This window comes from Bradyrhizobium genosp. SA-4 str. CB756 (assembly GCF_000473125.1).
In the GTDB taxonomy this organism is placed as follows: Bacteria; Pseudomonadota; Alphaproteobacteria; order Rhizobiales; family Xanthobacteraceae; genus Bradyrhizobium; species Bradyrhizobium arachidis.
Genome location: NZ_KI421499.1, coordinates 4,734,216 through 4,752,272, shown reverse-complemented (window position 1 = coordinate 4,752,272; position 18,057 = coordinate 4,734,216). Strand labels below are relative to the sequence as shown.

Here is an 18,057-nt window from a genome sequence, read left to right as displayed (position 1 = left end):
ATCCAAATTCGCGCCGGCATCGATTGGCGCGCGGCGCAATTCCGCTGGCGCCTTCTGCCGCTGCAAACGCTGTTCCCGAAATCTAGAGACATTTGCGAGACCTGCGAGCGCTTCGATCGCTCGCCCAACCGCAAACCAAGGAACGCACCATGCAAACGTCGCTTCACTCCCGTCGATCCGCCATCTTCCTGCTGATGGCAGCCGTGAACATCGGACAGATTTCGATGGCGCACGGCGAGGTGCCAGTCCCCGATGCGATCGTCGGGACATGGGAGGCGGACGACGGCACGGTGAAGCTCGACATGTTCAGGAGCGGAACGGAATTCCAGGCGCGCATGCTCTACGGCAACGAGATCGTGGAGGCGGACAACGTGACCTTCAAGAAGGACGCCAAGAACCCCGATCCCGCGCTGCGTGCGCGGTCGCTGAAGAACATTGTCTTCATCGCCGGCTTGCGCTGGGAGGATGGCGAGTGGGGCGGCGGCACGATCTATGACGCCTCGTCCGGCCGCACCTACAACTGCAAGGCCACCGTCAAGGACGGCAAGATGCACCTCCGAGGCTATCTCGGGCTGCCCGCGATGGGACAAACCCGCACATTCCACCGCGCTCGCGGCTGAACGGATTTCCGCCAGGCCCGAACTGTCTTGCCAAAGCGCGGTCGCTGGTACCGCGCTTTTTCTTGGGAATACAGCGGCCCAAATCGGTCGTCAGGATTGGCGTGTTATGCAAGTCTATTGGCGCGCTTGGTCAGTCAATTCCTGCCACGGAGGCCGCAGGATAAGACAGGAACGAAGAGAGGTTGAAATGTTCGACAAGTCGAAGAGAACGGCGCTCGTCACCGGAGCGTCCTCCGGCATGGGCAAGGAAATCGCAAGGCGTCTTATCAAGGACGGATTCCAGGTCTTCGTCGCCGCGCGGCACGTCGACAAGATGGATGATCTCGTCGAGCTCGGGGCGAGGTCCCTGAGAATGGACATTTCGAGCGAGTCCGACATCCAGGCGACGGTCGATGCCATCCTGCGCGAGGTGGATGGCGTCGATGTGCTCGTCAACAACGCCGGCTTCGGCCTCTACGGTCCCGTCGAGGAGGTCGGCATCGACGAAGCGCGTTACCAGTTCGAGGTGAACCTGTTCGGCGCCGCTCGCCTGACGCAGCTTCTCTTGCCGAAGATGCGCGAAAAGCGCGCAGGCACGATCGTCAACATCACCTCGATGGGCGGCAAGATCTACACCCTCCTGGGTGCCTGGTACCATGCGACCAAGCATGCGCTGGAAGGCTGGTCCGATTGCCTGCGACTTGAACTGGCTCCGTTCGGCATCAAGGTCGTCGTCGTCGAGCCCGGCCTGATCGAGACGGGATTTGGCGATGTGGTTGCCAATGGCCTGCTCAAACGATCGGGTGGAGGTCCTTACGCCAAGCTGACGCAGGCCGTCGCGAAATCGACCCGTGCGGCTTATGGACAGGGACGCGGCACCAATCCAAGCGTCATCGCCGGCGTCGTGTCCAGGGCCGTGAAGGAGCCAAAGCCGCGCACCCGCTACGTTGCGGGTAAATATGCCTTGCCCATGATCAAGATTCGCGAATGGTTCGGCGACCGCCTGTTCGACCGCGTGATCATGAGCCAGATGCGCTAGGATTGTTCATGAGTGGTACAGCGGCAGACAGATGCAAGGTCCCCCGAGCCTTTTGGCAGGCCGTTGAACATATCGGCGTGCCGCCGGCCGTGCTGTTGCGGCAGGCGAAACTGCCGGCGACCTTGCACCTGAACGAGCAGGGGCAGGTCACCACAGTGCAATATTTTGCGCTCTGGAGAGCGCTGGAGGAGCTGAAGCCGGAGCCGGGGCTCGGCTTGATGCTGGTCCAGAGCGTCGAGACGGCGGTGCATCCGCCGTCGAGCCTCGCTGCGTTCTATGCGAGGGATTATCGCGACGGATTGCTCCGCATTGCGCGCTTCAAGCGGCTGTGCTCGCCCGAGCAGCTGCAGGTCAGGGAAGGCGAGGACGAGTGCGTTGTCGCGGTGGAGTGGCCGTATGCAACTGATCCGGAGCCCGCGATTTCGACCGACGTGACCTTTGCCTCGCTGGTCGAGCTCGGACGTCGTGGGACCGGACAGCACCTGACGCCGAAGCGGGTGGAGCTGGTTCGTCCTCGTCCCAAGAGCGACGTCCACCAGAAATATTTCGAATGCCAGATCCGCTATGGCGCGGCACGAAACCTGCTGGTCCTGAAATCCGCAGACCTCGATCGTCCGTTTCCCGGGCACAACAAGGAACTCCTCGAAATCCTGACGCCGGCATTGGCGTCCGCCCTGGGCGAGCTGGAAGCGCGCAGCTCCGTCAGGGAGCAGGTCAAGGTCGTCCTGAAGCGGAGCCTTGCGAGCGGGCGGCCCGAATTGTCCGACGTGGCGCGCGATCTCGGCTTGAGCGAGCGAACCCTTCAGCGCCGCATCACCGACGAAGGTGCGAGCTTCCGCGAGCTTCTCGTCGAGGCGCGTCAGGAGCTCGGGCGGCAACTCCTGTCGGATCCCACCGCCGACATCGACGAGGTCGCATGCCTCCTGGGCTATCAGGACGCAAGCTCCTTCTATCGCGCTTTCCGCTACTGGGAAGGCGTGACGCCGAGCCGCTGGCGCGAGCTGCATGGCAACAAGATTCACTGACGGTTGCTGCGCCCTTTTTGGCGCCTGCGGCAACTTCGTTGGCGCACCTCGTCACTGTCGATCGAGGCCAGCGAGGATAGGACTTGCCGAGTAAGTCCAACTCAATCCATCGAGGATATCGCATGTCTGGCAAAGTCTGGTTCATCACCGGGGCATCCCGCGGCTTTGGTCGCATCTGGGCGGAGGCTGCGCTCAAGCGCGGCGACAAGGTGGCTGCCACCGCCCGCATCCTGGCTGACGTGGCTGATCTCTCGGAAGCTTACGGCGATGCCGTGCTGCCGATGGCCCTGGACGTGACCAATGCCCACGCGGTGCAGAATGCCGTGAGCCGGGCTCACGCGCATTTCGGACGGCTGGACGTCGTGCTCAACAACGCAGGCTACGCGCTGGTCGGGGCGATCGAAGAGGCGCTCGAGGCCGATGTCCGCGCCGAGTTCGACACGAATTTCTTCGGCACGCTGCGCGTCATCCAGGCCGCGCTTCCCTTGCTGCGACGGCAGGGCGGCGGCCACATCATTGGCGTGTCGAGTGTTGCGGGCATCGTCGCCGGGCCCATCACCGGGTTCTACAACGCCTCGAAATTCGCCATCGAAGCTCTCCATGAAAGTCTGGCCCAGGAGGTCAAGGACCTCGGGTTGAAAGTCACGCTGCTCGAGCCTGGCGCCTATGCGACGGGGTTCGCCAGCACGGCCTCGCTCAGGATTTCGCCCGTCATCAATGCCTACAGCAACACGCGGGCGGAGGTATTTGCCGCCGGCGCCAAGCTTGCTTTTGGCGAACCGGAGGCGACGGCCGATGCGATCCTGAAGATCGTCGACGCCGAGAATCCGCCATTGCGGTTCTTCGTCGGCACCGAAGGTCTGCCGCGCGCCCGCTCTGCCTATGCCGATCGCCTCGCGACGTGGGAAGCGTGGGAATCCCTCTCCAACGCTGCTCAGGGCGAGGCGAGAGAACACAACATCGCATCTTAGTCGCACCAGCCCTTTTCTCGACAGGCCCGTCTGCTCCTTGCGAGCGGGAAACAGAGGATCGCAATGAACGCTACCGCAGTTGCAGACTTCTTCCAGTTCTTCCGCTCGTACCTGTCCAATCCCTGGCAGGTCTCCGCCATCGCGCCATCAGGCCAGTCACTGGCGCGCCTGATGACGCAGGAGATCATGCCGGGGACCGGGCCGGTGATCGAGCTGGGGCCTGGCACCGGTATCTTCACCAAGGCGCTGCTCCGGCGCGGCGTCGCGGAGCGCGACCTGCTGCTGATCGAATATGGTTCGGATTTCGTCCGCCTGTTGCAGGAGCGCTTCCCAAGAGCGCGTGTGCTCTGGATGGATGCGCGCCAGCTCGCCCAATACGAGCCGTTCGTGGCACCGGCCTCTGCCGCCGTCAGCGGCCTACCGCTTCTGTCGATGTCGCCGCGCAAGGTGATCGCGATCCTGACGGGAGTCTTCCGCCACATGCAGGAGGGCAGCACGCTCTATCAGTTCACCTACGGACCTCGCTGCCCGGTGCCGCGGCCCATTCTTGACCGTCTCGGGCTGAAGGCGAGCCTGGTCGGCCGGACCGCGCTCAATCTTCCGCCGGCATCCGTTTATCGCATCCGGCGGCGTCCGCGCCTCCGGGGCGGGGGCGACGTCGACGAGCAAGCTCGGGACGTTACGTCCTGGAGATCGCTCCGTGCTCCCAAATGAAAACACCCGCAGCGGATTGCTCCGTGCGGGTGTGACGAACTCTCGATGATGCCATTATGCCCGTGTTTTGCCCGACGTGTCAAACTCACCGAAAGGCGCTGCCCTTTCAGTTTTGAGGCGTCAGCTCAGCGGACTTACTGTCGGGCTGCGCCACTGGCTCCCGGGATCTGTCCTCCGAACTTCGACGAGCCGGTGCCGCTGACGCTCGTCGGCCCGCCCGCCGTCCCGTTCGGGTCGGTACGTGCAGCCGTCCTTCCGGGACCGTGCATCATGTTCATTGAGTTGAACCAGCCGTGATGATGATGGCGTTTGGCGCTGTGGGCCGAGGCATAGCCGGTCGAGCAGGCCAGGACCATCGCTAAAGCAAGGGTTGCTGTTTTCATCGGTGTTTCCTCCAGTTGAGGAAACTGCGGAGGCAGGCGACTGTTCCTCAGCTGTTGCGCCGAACCGATGTTTTGCACCGAAACGTCAACGGCTTCGCCGCAAGCACAGGGCATGGGCCGGAAAGCGGCCTTCTACTGTGCATGGGGTTGTTTTTGGACTCTGTTTTGAGCTGGCCGAAACAGCCGCGCGTCAGCGCCGTCCGCGCGGCGCCTCGGCCTTGGCCGGCGGCTCGGTCTGCGGCGCGCAGGTTGCGGTCTGGAGCGAGGCCTGCGCCTGCGGCATCAGGCCGGGCTCGGCGGCGAGCGCCTTCATCACGATCAGGCCGGTGGTGCTGGGAGAGTCGATGATCAGGCGGTCGGCGGCGGTGACCTCTTCGTCCTCGGGCAGCTCGTTGTGCTGCGCTTCGGTCATCAGGTCGAGCTCGATCACCTTCTTGCCCGCCGAGCGGTCGTTGATGGCGTAATAGGCGATCTCGTTGCGGGTGTAGAACGACACCGACGTATAGGCCTGGCTCACCGGCACCGTCAGCTTGAGCGGGCCGCCCGCGAGGTCATAGCGGCAGATCGCGATCGCAAACGCCGGGTCCATGAACGGCATCGGCGAGGTCTGCGGATCGGCGAGGGGAAGCTGGGTGACGCCGTTGAGCTTGGTCATCGGCGTCAGCCGCGAATAGGCGTCCTGCGTCGCGATCCGCGGCAGCGCCAGCACGCTGACGAGATGGACCACGAGGCCCAGCACCACGCCCGCGACGATCGTGAACAAGAGGCGGATCATGAGCAGCCCACCGTCTTGATGGTGGGCATCGGCGCATCGCGCTGGGTGCGGGTGGCAACGCCGACCGGCGTGTCGTAGAGGCGCAGCATCAATGCGTAGCGCTCAATGCCGCCGGTCGGCAGCCAGTTGCCGGCGCGCGAGCGCGAGGCGATGCGGATCTCGAACGAGCCGTCGGACGACCGCACGATCTCCTGGCTGGTGAAGCCGTAGCGCTGGAGCGAGTTGGCGACGAGGTGGCCCTTGCGATCATAGAGCGTCAGCGTCCAGAACCGCGCCGGCGGCGTCACGCCGGAGACGACGACGTCGCAGCGGCCGTCGAGCGCCTTCTTCTTGTCGTCCGCGGTCGCGGTGAAGGCGACGCCGTCACCGGTGCCGATCGGCAGCTCGCCGTTGCGCACGATGGTGGCGCGCGAATAGGGATCGACGTCGGCGGTGCCGGTGCGCGGGCGCGCGGTCCACGGGCCGATCGTCAGCGCGCCGATCTCGGTGCCGCGCGTCGTCGTCATCCAGGTCGCGCCCAGGCCCACCACGGTTGCGAGCAGAAGCGCCGTCAATGTGATCAGGATCAGCCGCACGGACGTCGATCAGTTCTTGCGCGGGCCAGATGCGTTCGCATTCTCTTCCGCATAGTTCTGCGGGAAGGCGAGCGCGCTCGTCGACGGCGACGGCCTGGCCTGCTTGCTGTCGTCGGCCGCCGATTTGTTCGCGGTCTTGGCGGCGTCGTCGAGCAGCTTCTCGACGCGCACAAGGATGTCGGCGCCGCGCTTGGTCAGCACCGGCGGCGGACCGGGCTTGGTCTCCAGCACTTTCGGCGCCGCGCTGGCCTGCGCGTTCGCATCCTTCGGCTGCGGCGGCAGCTTCTGGCCCATGCCGATGCCGGGAATCTCCCGGACCTCGACGCCCTGATGCGCCGCGACCATGATGTCGTGCCAGGTCTGCGCCGGCAGCGAGCCGCCGGTCATGCGGTTGGTCGGCGAGTAGTCGTCATTGCCGTACCAGACCGCGCAGGTGAAATTGCCGGTGTAGCCGACGAACCAGGCGTCGCGATACGCATTGGTCGTGCCGGTCTTGCCGGCGGTCGGAATGCCGTCGAGCGCGGCGCGGCGCGCGGTGCCTTCGCTCACCACGTGGCTCATCATGCCGGCCATGTCAGCGGCGATGTTCGGCGGAATAGCCTGCTTCGGCTTCGGCCCGTCGCGGTCCCAGCGCCAGACGAGGTCGCCGGCGCCGGTGCGCACCTCCAGCACCGAATGCGGCGTCACCGACTTGCCGCGGTTCGGGAAGGTCGCGTAGGCGACGGCGTGCTCGAGCACGGTGACTTCGTCCGAGCCGATCGGCAGCGACGGCGTGTCGGGCAGCGGCGCCTTGAGGCCGAACCGGCGCGCGACCTCGACGATCTTGGCGCGGCCGATCTTGGCCGGGTTCGGCGCCTTCGGCTGTTCCTTCTGGCCGATCGCGATCGACAGCTTCACCGGCACGACGTTGATCGAGCGCGTGATCGCCTGCGTCAGCGTCACTGAACCTGAATAGGAATGGCCGTAGTTCTGCGGGCACCAATTGCCGATGCAGACCGGGCCGTCGACCACGATCGAGTTCGGCGTGAAGCCGTTCAGCAGCGCGGTGGTGTAGACGTAGGGTTTGAACGAGGAGCCCGGCTGGCGATAGGCGTCGGTAGCGCGGTTGAACTGGCTCGCGCCATAATCGCGGCCGCCGACCATGGCGCGGATGCCGCCGTCGAGATCGGCGACGACGGTTGCGGCTTGCGTCGCGTGATAGTCGCGGCCGAACTGGCGCAGCTGGTTCTCGATCGCGTCTTCCGCGGCCTTCTGCACGTTGGCGTCGATCGCGAGGCGAACGACGAAGACGCGCTCGGTGTAGGACTTCGGGAACGTATCGACCAGCTTGCGCATCTCGTCGAAGGCGTAGTCGAGATAGTAGTTCGGCGAAGCCTCGTCGCGGCGGTCGACGGCGAAGGCGGGGTTGCGGCGGGCGCCGAACACCTGGCCCTCGGTCATGAAGCCGGCATCGACGAGGTTGTCGAGCACGACGTTGGCGCGGGCGCGGGCGGCCGGCAGGTTGATGTGCGGCGCGTATTTCGTCGGCGCCTTGAACAGGCCGGCGAGCATCGCAGCCTCCGCCAGCGTCACGTCGCGCGCCGACTTGTTGAAATAGAAGTGCGCGGCGCCGTCGACGCCGAACGTGCCGCCGCCCATATAGGCGCGGTCGAGATACAGCTTGAGGATCTCGTTCTTGGTCAGGCGCCATTCCAGCCAGACCGCGAGGAAGGCTTCGTTGATCTTGCGCTCGATGGTGCGCTCGTTGCTCAGGAACAGGTTCTTGGCGAGCTGCTGCGTGATCGAGGAGCCGCCCTGGCGGACGCCGCCGGCCTGGGCGTTGGTGACGAGCGCGCGGGCGGTGCCGGCGATGTCGATGCCGAAATGGTCGTAGAAGCGGCGGTCCTCGGTTGCGAGCGTCGCCTTGATCAGCACGTCCGGAAAATCTTCCAGCGGGATCGAATCATTGTGCTTGATGCCGCGGCTGCCGATCGGGTTGCCGTACCGGTCGAGGAACGACACGGCGAGGTCGGACTTCTTCAGCCAATCCTCGTCCGCGGTCTCGCGGAAGGCGGGGATGGCGAGCGTGAGCAGCAGCACGAGCCCGCCGAGCCCGAGGGTCGCGGCCTCCGATAGCGGCTCGATGAACACCCAGCGCTTCCACCGCCCGACATAGAAGCGGTCCATGAAGGTCGAGTAGCGCTCATAGAGCTCGCGGATGCCCTTGGCCGAGGAGAACAGCGAGGAGTCGATGCGCGCATCGAGGTCCAGGAAGAAATTCCGGACCTTGCTCTTCCAGTTGGATGGTGTGTTCTGGACCACCTAGAACCCTTGAGGCTCGGTACGATAGCGTTCAAGCACCCGGCCGGGGCGGCGCCGAGACGTCTTGAGGGAATGTTGCGGCAAACCCAAGGCGCCCGGCAAGCGTCCGAGGGACTTGTTGTTCCTTCTAGCCGAGCATGGCCTATAAACCAATGGTCAGGCTCGCTATTTTGAACAACAGGCCTAATTGACCCCGGTTCATTACGGGCCTTGAGAGGGGCTTGCTTGCAGCACCCTGGCTGCACGCCCTAGATGGCGTTAGCCGTAGCTCTTTCGAACCTTGTTGAGGCGCATGACCGCAGCTCCCAAACGACCTTCCGGCCAGGAACGATTCTTCTGGAAAACCAAGACGTTGGAAGAGATGTCTGGGGAGGAATGGGAAAGTCTGTGCGACGGCTGCGGCCGCTGCTGCCTGAACAAGCTCGAGGACGAGGACACCGGCCAGATCTATTTCACCCATGTCGGCTGCAAGCTGCTCGATGCCGGCACCTGCGCCTGCAAGGACTACCCGAATCGATCCGCCAAGGTTCCCGACTGCGTCCGCCTGACCCCGGCCAATGTCCGTACCCTGAATTGGCTGCCACCGAGCTGCGGCTACAAGCTCGTCGCGGAAGGGCGCGACCTCTATTGGTGGCATCCTTTGGTTTCCGGCGATCCCAACACCGTGCATGAGGCCGGCGTCTCCGTGCGCGGCCGGGTCGAGGGCAGCGAAGAGGACATCCCGGACGAGGAGCTCGAGGACCACATCGTGCAATGGCCGGCCGTGCTGCCGAAACGGGCACGCCTGAAGCGACGCCCGAAGGACTGATCCGCCGCGCGCGGGATCACATGTTCGGGATGGCCCCCGTGCGGGATGCACCCATGCGCCGCGGTGCCTGCCTGGGAAGGATTTTGCTCTCTACATTGCTTGCATAGAACGAATCCTTCGCGGCGTTGTGCCGCCACACCACGTCCGATCGAGATGAACAAGTTCGACCGGCAGAGCAGTTCTGCCGACATCCAGGCGTTGCCCGACGATATCGCCGAAGAGCTCTCCCGCCTTCCGAGCGAGGTCATCAGCGTCGATGACGCGCCGTCCATCTCGCCGCCCGCGGCGCTGACCTCGGACGAGGTCCGCACCATCGTCATCAGCCTGATGTTGACGATGTTCCTGGCCGCCCTCGATCAGACCATCGTCGCGACCGCGCTGCCCACCATCGGGCGCCAGTTCCAGGACGTCTCGAACCTGTCCTGGGTCATTACCGCCTATTTGCTCGCCTCGACCGCCGTTGCGCCGGTGTTCGGCACCTTGAGCGACATCTACGGCCGCAAGGCCATGATCATCACCTCGCTCAGCCTGTTCGTCGCAGGCTCGATCCTCTGCGCGATCGCACCGAACATGCCGATGCTGATCCTGGCGCGCGGCCTGCAGGGGCTCGGCGGCGGCGGCATCATGCCGGTCGTGCAGACCGTAATCTCCGACGTCGTGAGCCCGCGCGAGCGCGGCCAATACCAGGCCTATTTCTCCAGCGTATGGATGGTCGGCGGCATTTTGGGCCCGGTGATCGGCGGTGTGTTCGCCGAACATCTGCACTGGTCGATGATTTTCTGGATCAATCTGCCGCTCACGGCCGCCGCCCTCGCGCTGCTGCTGCCGAAGATGAAGAAGATCCCGGTATTCCACCGCAAGCGCGAGGTCGACTGGCTTGGCGGCGTGCTGCTGATGGCCTCCGCGGTTGTCTTCATGCTGGTGCTGACCTGGGGCGGCACGCGCTTTCCCTGGCTGTCGCCGACCGTGCTTGCGATGGTCGGCGGTGCGGTCGCGCTCGCCGTCACCTTCGTCTGGCACGCGCGTCGCGCCGACGAGCCGTTCCTGCCTTTGCCGCTGCTCGGCGGATCGGTCGCGCCTTACGGGTTGGCGGCCGGTGGCTGCGCGCTCGGTGCGATCACCGGCCTCACGGTCCAGCTGCCGCTCTATTACGAGTCGGTCTATCACCTCAGCGCCAGCGAAGCGGGCCTTGCGCTGATCCCGCTCGCGGCCGTCTCGACCTGCGGCGCGGCGATCGCCGGCCGCACCATGGCGCGCGCCAAGCACTATAAGCGCGTCGCCATCATCGGCACGTCCTGGGCTGCGCTGTGCGGCCTTGGCCTCACACTCACGACATTGCCGCTCTGGGCATTACTGACATTCATGGCCGCGTTTGCGCTCGGCCTCGGCACGACCTTCCCGGTCTGCGTGGTCTCGCTGCAGAATTCCGTCGCCCGTCCGCAGGTCGGCACCATCACCGGCGCGCTGAACTTCTTCCGCTCGCTGATGTCCTCGTTCACGGTCGCAGCCTTCGCCGCGATCCTGCTGATCGCGCTCGGTGCCGACATTCCGCTCGCCGGCGAGCACCACGCCGCTGCCGGCGTCGTGATTCCCACCGAGGACATGCGGCACGCGTTCCGCTACGTCTTCGGCGCCGCCACCGCGCTGATGGCCGGCGCCGCGTTCTGCCTGATCATGATGGAGGAGCGGCCGCTCGCCGGTCCCTCCGTTACCAAGCATGTGGAGATGGCGGAGTAGGGACCTAAAGCGCGATGAGATCAGGATGAATCGTCATCGCGCTTTAGGTTGTTGTTTGCGCATGATCTTTCGGAAAACCGCTTCGCACTTTTCCGGATCATGCGTTAGCCGCCGCGATCGGCATAGGGGTCTTCGTCCGAACCGCCCGCGGTAGGCTGCCGTGCTCTTGCCGCAAGATGGCTCTTGAGCCGTGCCAGCGCATCGGGGGACCAATCATGGACATCCGTGACCGCGACCCAGGCATCGACGTAATGCTCTGGCGCGTAGACGTGGCCAAAGCCCATCGGCGTATTGGTCGCGACCGCCATATCGAGGGCAAGCTGCAGCATCGTCACGATCGGATACCATCGCAGCTCCGGTGAGACGTCCGGCCCGCGCGGTGCGCTCATCCAGGCCGGGGCCTGAAAGGCATCGCGGTAGGCGAAGAACGTGATCGCGTCGCTGGCATATTGCAGATAGACGACGCGCATCGGACCCCATGGTGCATCCGGCGGCACCGTCGGTCCATTCTGATTCATGAAGCGCACGAAGCGGCCGTCGCGGAATTCGGGCAGCCAGGCCGGCGAGCCCGGATTGCGGTTCGCCGTGATCGAGCGCCAGATGCGGCTCTCGAACGGCGGTCCGCTCCACAGCGCACCGGCGATGGGATCGCCGATCGTCTCGAACAGCTCGGCGGATTTCTCCGAGTTCAGGGCGCCGAGGCTGAGCCCGTGCAGATACAGCTTCGGCCGCTTGTCTGTCGGCAGCGTCGTCCAGTAGCCGTAGATTTCCGCGAACAGAGCGCGAGCAGCCTCCGCGCCGTATTCGGGCTGAAACAACAGCGACAGCGGGCTGTTGAGGTAGGAGTACTGCATGGCGACGCTGGCGACGTTGCCATGGTGGAGATATTCGACCGTGTCCATCGCCGACGGATCGATCCAGCCGGTGCCGGTCGGCGTGATGACGACGAGAACGGCACGGTCAAAACCGTGCTGCCGCTTGAGCTCGTCGAGCGCAAGCCTTGCGCGGGCTTGCGCCGTGCCGGCGCCGCCGAGGCCGACATAAACCCGCACGGGCTCCTGCGCGGCCTGTCCCGTGGCGGCGCTGATCTCGGCAGCGCGCGGGCCCGAAGCGATGAAGCGTCGCCCCGTGCGTCCGAGCTCTTTCCATTTCACCAGTGATGCCGCACCTCCTGTTCGATTGGGATCGGTCGGCTGCGGCCGCTCGGGCTCGAACAAGGCGTCGAATTCACGGAAGGATGAATCGAGCGCGTTGAACGCCACGCGGATCAGGACATTGTTGGCGATCGACCAGAACAGCAGGCCTGCGACGAGCACGCCGATGACGTTGGCGACCTTCCGGGGGATGACGCGCTCCGTGCGCGCAGCGAGGACGCGCGCGACAAGCGCGAACAGCCGCCCCAGCACCAGCAGCACCACGAACGTGATCAGGGCGACAGCGCAGACCTTGAGCGGATGCGCGGTCTCGACCGGCGGCATCTTCATCACGGTGCGGATCGAATTCTGCCATTCGGCGGCGCGCCACAGATAGATGACGACGACGATCAGGCAGCCCGTCGCGACCAGTGCATTGGCGCCTGACCGCAGGCGCGGCGAAGGTTCGGGCAGCTCGAGATAGTGCCACAGCCAGCGCCAGAGATTGCCGGCGAGGTAGCCGATCGCAAAGCAGCCGCCGGCGAGGGCGCCTTGCGTGAGATAGCTCCGCGGCACCAGCGTCGGCGTCAGCGCGCCTGCGAAGAACAGGGCGCCCAGCATGAGGCCGACGCCGGACAGCGAGAGCAATTGTCGCCGAATGAACCGCGCCAGAGTCATGAAGGCCCCTTCCGATCGCCGCTACCCTTTGCCGGTATCCGGGAAGCTGCTCTTGCGCGGCAGCAGGATCGTGAACTCCGTGAACTTCCCGGCTCCGTCGCGACGTCGATGGTGCCGCCATGCTGCTTCACCACGATGTCGTGGCTCATCGACAGGCCGAGGCCGGTGCCTTCGCCAGCCGGCTTGGTGGTGAAGAACGGATTGAACATCTTCGCCTTCACCTCGTCGGGGATGCCGATGCCGTTGTCGCGGATGCGGATCTCGATGTGGTCGCCGCGATCGTGCGTGGTGGCGGTCACGATCGGCTCGTAGTCGCCAGAGCCATTGTCCATCTTGCGCCTGGTCACCGCATAAAACCCGTTCGAGATCAGGTTTAGCAGCACCCGCGTGATCTCCTGCGGAAACACGTCGGCTTGCCCGGCCGCCGGATCGAGCTCGCGTTTCATCGTGACGTCGAACTGCGGCTTCTCGGCGCGCGCGCCATGATAGGCGAGGTTGAGGCTCTCCTCGACCAGGGCGTTGATGTCGCTCAGTCGATGCTCGCCGCTGCCTTCGCGCGAATGCAGCAGCATGTTCTTGACGATGGAGTCTGCGCGCTTGCCGTGCTGCACGATCTTTTGCAGATTGTCCTTCAACATGCCCGTCAATTCATCGACTTCGTCGCGGATTTTGTCGGCGAGGCTGGCTGCCTTCAGAATATCGTTGAGTTCGTTCGTCAACTCCGATGACAGTTCGGCAAAGTTATTGACGAAGTTGAGCGGGTTCTTGATCTCGTGCGCGATGCCGGCGGTGAGCTGGCCGAGCGAGGCGAGTTTCTCGGTCTGGATCAGTCGGTCCTGCGCGGTACGGAGGTCATCGAGCGAGGCGGCAAGTTCTTTGGTGCGGGCCTGCACCTCGTCGAAGAGGCGTACATTCTCGATCGCGATGACGGCCTGGTCGGCGAAGGTCTGCACCAGTTCGATCTGCCGGTCACTGAAGGGCCGGACGGTCTTGTGGCCAAGAAAGAGCACGCCAGTCGGCTGGCCGGAGCGGAGCAACGGCACGCCGAGAAGTGTACGATACCCGGCCACCCTCTGTTGTTCGGGAAAGGCGTATTCCGGGTCGGCCAGCACGTCGGGAATTTGCACGGCCTTGCCGGTCAGCAGCACACGTCCGACCACGCTGCCCCTGCCCGGGCCGAGGCGAAGGGTTTTTGATACGCGTTCCCATTCCGGCGAGAAATTGTGTCGGGTGGCATGATAATAAGCCCCGTCGGATACCTGCCGCGTGATTGCCGCCATGTCGGCACCGCAAAGGCGCGCGGCAGATTCGGTCAGCGTACTGAGCACGGTTTCGAGGTCGAAAGCCGAGCGGCTGATCACCTTGAGCACGTCTGCAGTCGCAGTTTGCTGTTGCAGCGCTTCGGTCAAATCCTCGGTGCGTTGGCGCAATTCTCGGAGCAACCGCGTGTTCTCGATCGCAACGACCGCCTGGGCAGCAAATTGCTGCAGGAGCGCGATCTGCTTTTCGGAAAAGCGCCGGTTCTCCTGCCGGAAGATCATGACGTTGCCGACCACTCGCTGGTCTTTCAGCAGCGGCACCGCGAGCACGCAGCGCGCGCCGCCGAGATCGACCAGCGCCCGACGGTTCGGTTCTCCGCTGCGATAGGCGTCCGACTCGAGCAGGTCGGCGATTTCGACGAACGCTTCACCCTTCAAGAGGCGCGCGGGCGCGGTGGCCGGACCATAGCTGAGTGGCATCTGGCGCCGGTGCTCATCGTAGGCGGGCGGCAGGCCGTAAGTGGCCGCTGTGTGGAAGTGCGCTCCATCGTAGGTGTTGAGCACGCCGAAACTGGCGGCGCAGAGTTGCATTGCCCTGCTCAGCAAGGCGTCGAATACCGGCGCGAGGTCGCCGGCCGATCGGCTGATGACGCTCAGCACCTCCGATGTCGCGGTCTGTTGCTCGAGTGCTTCGGTAAGCTCGTGCGTCCGCGCCTGCACTTCGTTAAAGAGCCGCGCGTTCTCGATCGCGATCACGGCCTGATCCGCAAAGCTCTGCTGCAGCGCGAGTTCTTCCGGCGTGAATGGCAACAATCTGTCGCGGTAGACGATCAGTGCGCCGACCGCCGTTCCTTCCTGACGCAGCGGCGTGCCGCACATGGTGCGCGTTCCGGCCGCGCGGGCGTGGGGCAGGCCGGGCCAATCGGCCATCGAGGGATCGATCTGGTCGAGGTTTGGGATGTGAATTTGCCGATTCTCCGCCACCACGGTGCCTGGGAGGTTCGGGCCGCCAATGCGGAGCGTCGCTGACGGAACGGCAGAACGGACGCGGCCCGAGGTCTCACCATAGCCGATGGCCTGCGTCCACTCGCCGTTTTCGGCCAGCCGGATGGAGACGCTGGGTGCCCCGAACAGAGCTCCGCAGGTCTCGGCGATCCGTTGCAACGACCGCGCCGCGTTGCCCCGGGTGCTGCCGATGGTCCCCAGGATTTCCGCGCTCGCCTTCTGGCGCTCACGTGACAGGTCCAGTTCGGACTGCAGGCGGTCGTTCTCGGCGATGCCCGCCTGCAATCGCTGCTCGAGTTCGGTGATCTTTGCATTGAGCTCGGTCGCTACGTCCTGCGGAAGCGCAGTCATCCTGAAATCCATATTGCCCAAAGCCTGGCGGCGCTGGGCTCAAACCCTTGTCAGGAGCTCGATTATTTCACCCCGAAATCGAGGGGGCCAGCGATATTCTTACGGAAAGACGGGCGTCGGAGATATCGGCGGAACGGTATCTCGCGGTCAGGGGGAGTCCTTGCCTCCGTCCGGGAAGCTGCTCTTCCGCGGCAGCAGGATCGTGAACTCCGTGAACTTGCCGGGCTCCGTCGCAACGTCGATCGTGCCGCCATGCTGCTTCACCACGATATCGTGGCTCATCGACAGTCCAAGGCCGGTGCCTTCGCCGGCGGGCTTGGTGGTGAAGAACGGATTGAACATCTTCGCCTTCACTTCGTCGGGGATGCCGATGCCATTGTCGCGGATGCGGATCTCGATGCGGTCGCCGCGGTCGCGGGTGGTCGCCGTCACCACCGGCTCGTAACCGGCGGCGCCGGTGTCCGCCTTGCGCCTCGTCACCGCATAAAATCCGTTCGAGACCAGGTTCAGCAGCACCCGCGTGATCTCCTGCGGGAAGACGTCGGCGGAACCTGCCGCCGGATCGAGCTCGCGTTTCACCGTCACGTCGAACTGCGGCTTCTCGGCGCGCGCGCCGTGATAGGCGAGGTCGAGGCTCTCTTCGACCAGCGCGTTGATGTCGCTCTCGCGATGCTCGCCGCCGCCTTCGCGCGAATGTAGCAGCATGTTCTTGACGATGGAATCGGCGCGCCGGCCGTGCTGCACGACCTTGCCGAGATTGTCCTTCAAGAGCCCGGTCAGCTCCTCGATCTCGTTGCGGACATCGTCGGCGAGCGGGACCGGCGCCAGCGCCTCGTTGAGCTCGTCGGTCAACTCGGACGAGAGCGAGGCAAAATTGTTGACGAAGTTGAGCGGGTTCTTGATCTCGTGCGCGATGCCGGCGGTGAGCTGGCCGAGCGAGGCCAGCTTCTCGGTCTGGATCAGCCGGTCTTGCGCAGCGCGCAGATCGTCGAGCGATTTGGCGAGCTCGCGCGTGCGATCTTGCACCTCGTTGAACAGGCGGGTGTTCTCGACCGCGATCACGGCCTGGTCGGCGAAAGTCTTGAGCAGGTTGATCGCCTTTTCGGGAAAATGACCAGCCTCAGGCCGCGTCACGCCGATGGTTCCGATCGCAACGCCGTCACGCAGCATCGGCACCACGAGAATGCTGCGATAGCCTCGCGTCCGCGCCAGCTCCTTCATGGCCTCCGTGAGATCGGGCTCGTTCTGCATGTCGCTGCGGAACGCATATTCGCTGCTGGTCGCCACCCGGCTGTGAATGCCCGACGACGACAGTGATGTCGGAAACGAGCTGAGCAAGTCCTCATTGCCGGCCTCGTTGTCGGTGCTGAAGGCGGCCAGATGCAGCATGCCGCCGATCACGCGCGTGACCGCGGTGGAATGCCCGCCGACCAGCACCTTGGCGCTGTCGGAGATGGCCTGGAACACCGGCGTGACGTCGGCCGGCGAGGCCGCGATCACCTTGAGGATGTCGGCGGTCGCGGTCTGCCGCTCCAGCGCTTCCCTGGTGGCGTTGAACAGGCTGACATTCTTGATCGCGATCACGGCCTGGTCGGCGAAGGTCTGAAGCAGCCGGACGTGATGCTCGTCGAACGTTCCTATCGCACGGCGCGTGGCGATGATGACGCCGATGGCCTCGCCCTCGCTCATCAGCGGCGCGAACAGCATGCTGCGATAGCCGCGGGCGCGCGCGATGTCGCGCGCGGCTGGCTCGAGCTCGGTGTCCGGCAGCTGCGCCGCACTGCCGCCCGCCACGAGGCGGTAAGGCGGGAACTGCGCGAACGGCACCGGAAATGATGCCTGGAGCACGCGGTCGCCGGCCGGATCGGTCGGGGTGAAGGCGGCAAGATGCGCTGCGCCGTCGATATAGCGCAGCACCGCGGTGGAGAAGCCGCCGATCAGGCGGTTGGCACTGGCGGCGATAGCGTCGAACACCGGCTGCACGTCGGAGGGCGAGGCGGCCATCACCTTCAAGATGTCCGCCGTGGCGGTCTGCCGCTCCAGCGTCTGCTGCGTCTCGTTGAACAGCCGCGCATTCTCGATCGCGATCACGGCCTGGTCGGCAAAAGTCTGGAGCAGTTGCACGAGATCGGGCGCGAATGCGCCGACCTCGGCGCGGGTGACGCTGATCATGCCGACCGGCGCGCCGCGGTTCATCAGCGGCATGAACAGGACGCTGCGGAAGCCCCGCAGCCGCGCGAGATCGCGGTTGAGCTGCGGGACGTCATCGGCTTCGCTGTCGGGAAACTGGATGGTCTCGCCGCCGCGCACCAGCCCGAAGGTCGGAAACTCCGTGATCTTCCGCGGAAACGAGGCCATCAGTCCCGCGTCCGCCTCCGGGCTCGTCGGCGTATAGGCGACGAGATGCAGCTCGTCGCCGATGAATTGGAGCACGGTGGCGGAGAAGCCGCCGAGCAGGCGTTTTGAGCTGGATGCGATCGCCTCGAACACCGGCCGGGCGTCGGAAGGCGAGGCCGCGATGGTGCGCAGGATCTCGGCGCTGGCGCTCTGGCGGTCGCGCGCGCTCGCAAGCTCGCTGCGCAGCCGGGCGTTCTCGGCGGCGAGTGCATCGGCGACATCGTTGGAAGGGTTGGTCATTCGCATTCCGGCCTGATGCCGCGACCTGCGCGGCACCAGGGCGGATTATCACATCTCCTGCGGCCGG

At 64.9% G+C, this 18,057-nt stretch carries 13 protein-coding genes and 1 pseudogene; 7 read left to right on the top strand and 7 right to left on the bottom strand.

Features of this window, described 5'->3' with window-relative positions; all coding sequences use genetic code 11:
- Positions 1-149: 149 nt before the first annotated feature.
- The 5 genes from BRAGE_RS0123270 (at position 150) to BRAGE_RS49135 (ending at position 4,348) form a co-directional block, all read left to right on the top strand.
- Positions 150-620, top strand: coding sequence for a DUF2147 domain-containing protein (locus tag BRAGE_RS0123270; protein ID WP_027558786.1), 471 nt, complete (start codon positions 150-152; stop codon positions 618-620).
- A gap of 187 nt (positions 621-807) precedes the next feature.
- Positions 808-1,638: an oxidoreductase gene (locus BRAGE_RS0123265; RefSeq protein ID WP_027558787.1), complete on the top strand. Its 831-nt coding sequence runs from the start codon at positions 808-810 to the stop codon at positions 1,636-1,638.
- 8 nt (positions 1,639-1,646) lie between these two features.
- Positions 1,647-2,663, top strand: a complete 1,017-nt coding sequence (locus BRAGE_RS0123260; protein ID WP_027558788.1) for an AraC family transcriptional regulator — start codon at positions 1,647-1,649, stop codon at positions 2,661-2,663.
- A 122-nt stretch (positions 2,664-2,785) separates the two neighbouring features.
- The gene (locus BRAGE_RS0123255) at positions 2,786-3,634 is read left to right on the top strand and encodes an SDR family NAD(P)-dependent oxidoreductase (protein WP_027558789.1); all 849 of its coding nucleotides are present in this window, start codon (positions 2,786-2,788) and stop codon (positions 3,632-3,634) included.
- Positions 3,635-3,697: 63 nt separating this feature from the next.
- Positions 3,698-4,348: a class I SAM-dependent methyltransferase gene (locus BRAGE_RS49135; protein ID WP_051377989.1), complete on the top strand. Its 651-nt coding sequence runs from the start codon at positions 3,698-3,700 to the stop codon at positions 4,346-4,348.
- Between the two features lie 134 nt (positions 4,349-4,482).
- Here BRAGE_RS49135 and BRAGE_RS54735 read toward each other — a convergent pair whose 3' ends face one another.
- The 4 genes from BRAGE_RS54735 to BRAGE_RS0123230 form a co-directional block, all read right to left on the bottom strand.
- Positions 4,483-4,731, bottom strand: coding sequence for a hypothetical protein (locus BRAGE_RS54735; protein WP_141262966.1), 249 nt, complete (start codon positions 4,729-4,731; stop codon positions 4,483-4,485).
- Between the two features lie 190 nt (positions 4,732-4,921).
- Positions 4,922-5,506 (bottom strand): DUF1254 domain-containing protein, encoded by a 585-nt coding sequence (locus BRAGE_RS0123240; RefSeq protein WP_027558790.1) that lies wholly within the window; start codon positions 5,504-5,506, stop codon positions 4,922-4,924.
- A complete protein-coding gene (locus BRAGE_RS0123235; RefSeq protein ID WP_027558791.1) occupies positions 5,503-6,081 on the bottom strand; it encodes a DUF1214 domain-containing protein in 579 nt (192 codons plus the stop codon). Before BRAGE_RS0123235 ends, BRAGE_RS0123240 begins: the two co-directional genes overlap by 4 nt.
- A gap of 9 nt (positions 6,082-6,090) precedes the next feature.
- Positions 6,091-8,382: a transglycosylase domain-containing protein gene (locus BRAGE_RS0123230; RefSeq protein WP_027558792.1), complete on the bottom strand. Its 2,292-nt coding sequence runs from the start codon at positions 8,380-8,382 to the stop codon at positions 6,091-6,093.
- A gap of 292 nt (positions 8,383-8,674) precedes the next feature.
- Between BRAGE_RS0123230 and BRAGE_RS0123225 the strand changes: the two genes are divergently transcribed.
- Together BRAGE_RS0123225 and BRAGE_RS0123220 are read left to right on the top strand one after the other, a co-directional pair.
- Positions 8,675-9,190 (top strand): YcgN family cysteine cluster protein, encoded by a 516-nt coding sequence (locus BRAGE_RS0123225; protein ID WP_027558793.1) that lies wholly within the window; start codon positions 8,675-8,677, stop codon positions 9,188-9,190.
- A 153-nt stretch (positions 9,191-9,343) separates the two neighbouring features.
- Positions 9,344-10,927, top strand: coding sequence for an MDR family MFS transporter (locus BRAGE_RS0123220; RefSeq protein ID WP_027558794.1), 1,584 nt, complete (start codon positions 9,344-9,346; stop codon positions 10,925-10,927).
- Between the two features lie 104 nt (positions 10,928-11,031).
- Here the strand turns inward: BRAGE_RS0123220 and BRAGE_RS0123215 are convergent, their stop codons facing one another.
- From BRAGE_RS0123215 to BRAGE_RS0123205, 3 genes and pseudogenes are all read right to left on the bottom strand, one after another.
- A complete protein-coding gene (locus tag BRAGE_RS0123215; RefSeq protein WP_027558795.1) occupies positions 11,032-12,738 on the bottom strand; it encodes an alpha/beta hydrolase in 1,707 nt (568 codons plus the stop codon).
- 21 nt (positions 12,739-12,759) lie between these two features.
- Positions 12,760-15,353, bottom strand: a pseudogene (locus BRAGE_RS49130) (GAF domain-containing protein).
- A 147-nt stretch (positions 15,354-15,500) separates the two neighbouring features.
- Entirely contained in the window at positions 15,501-17,990 is a 2,490-nt protein-coding gene (locus tag BRAGE_RS0123205) for a GAF domain-containing sensor histidine kinase (RefSeq protein WP_027558796.1), read from the bottom strand.
- Between the last annotated feature and the right edge of the window lie 67 nt (positions 17,991-18,057).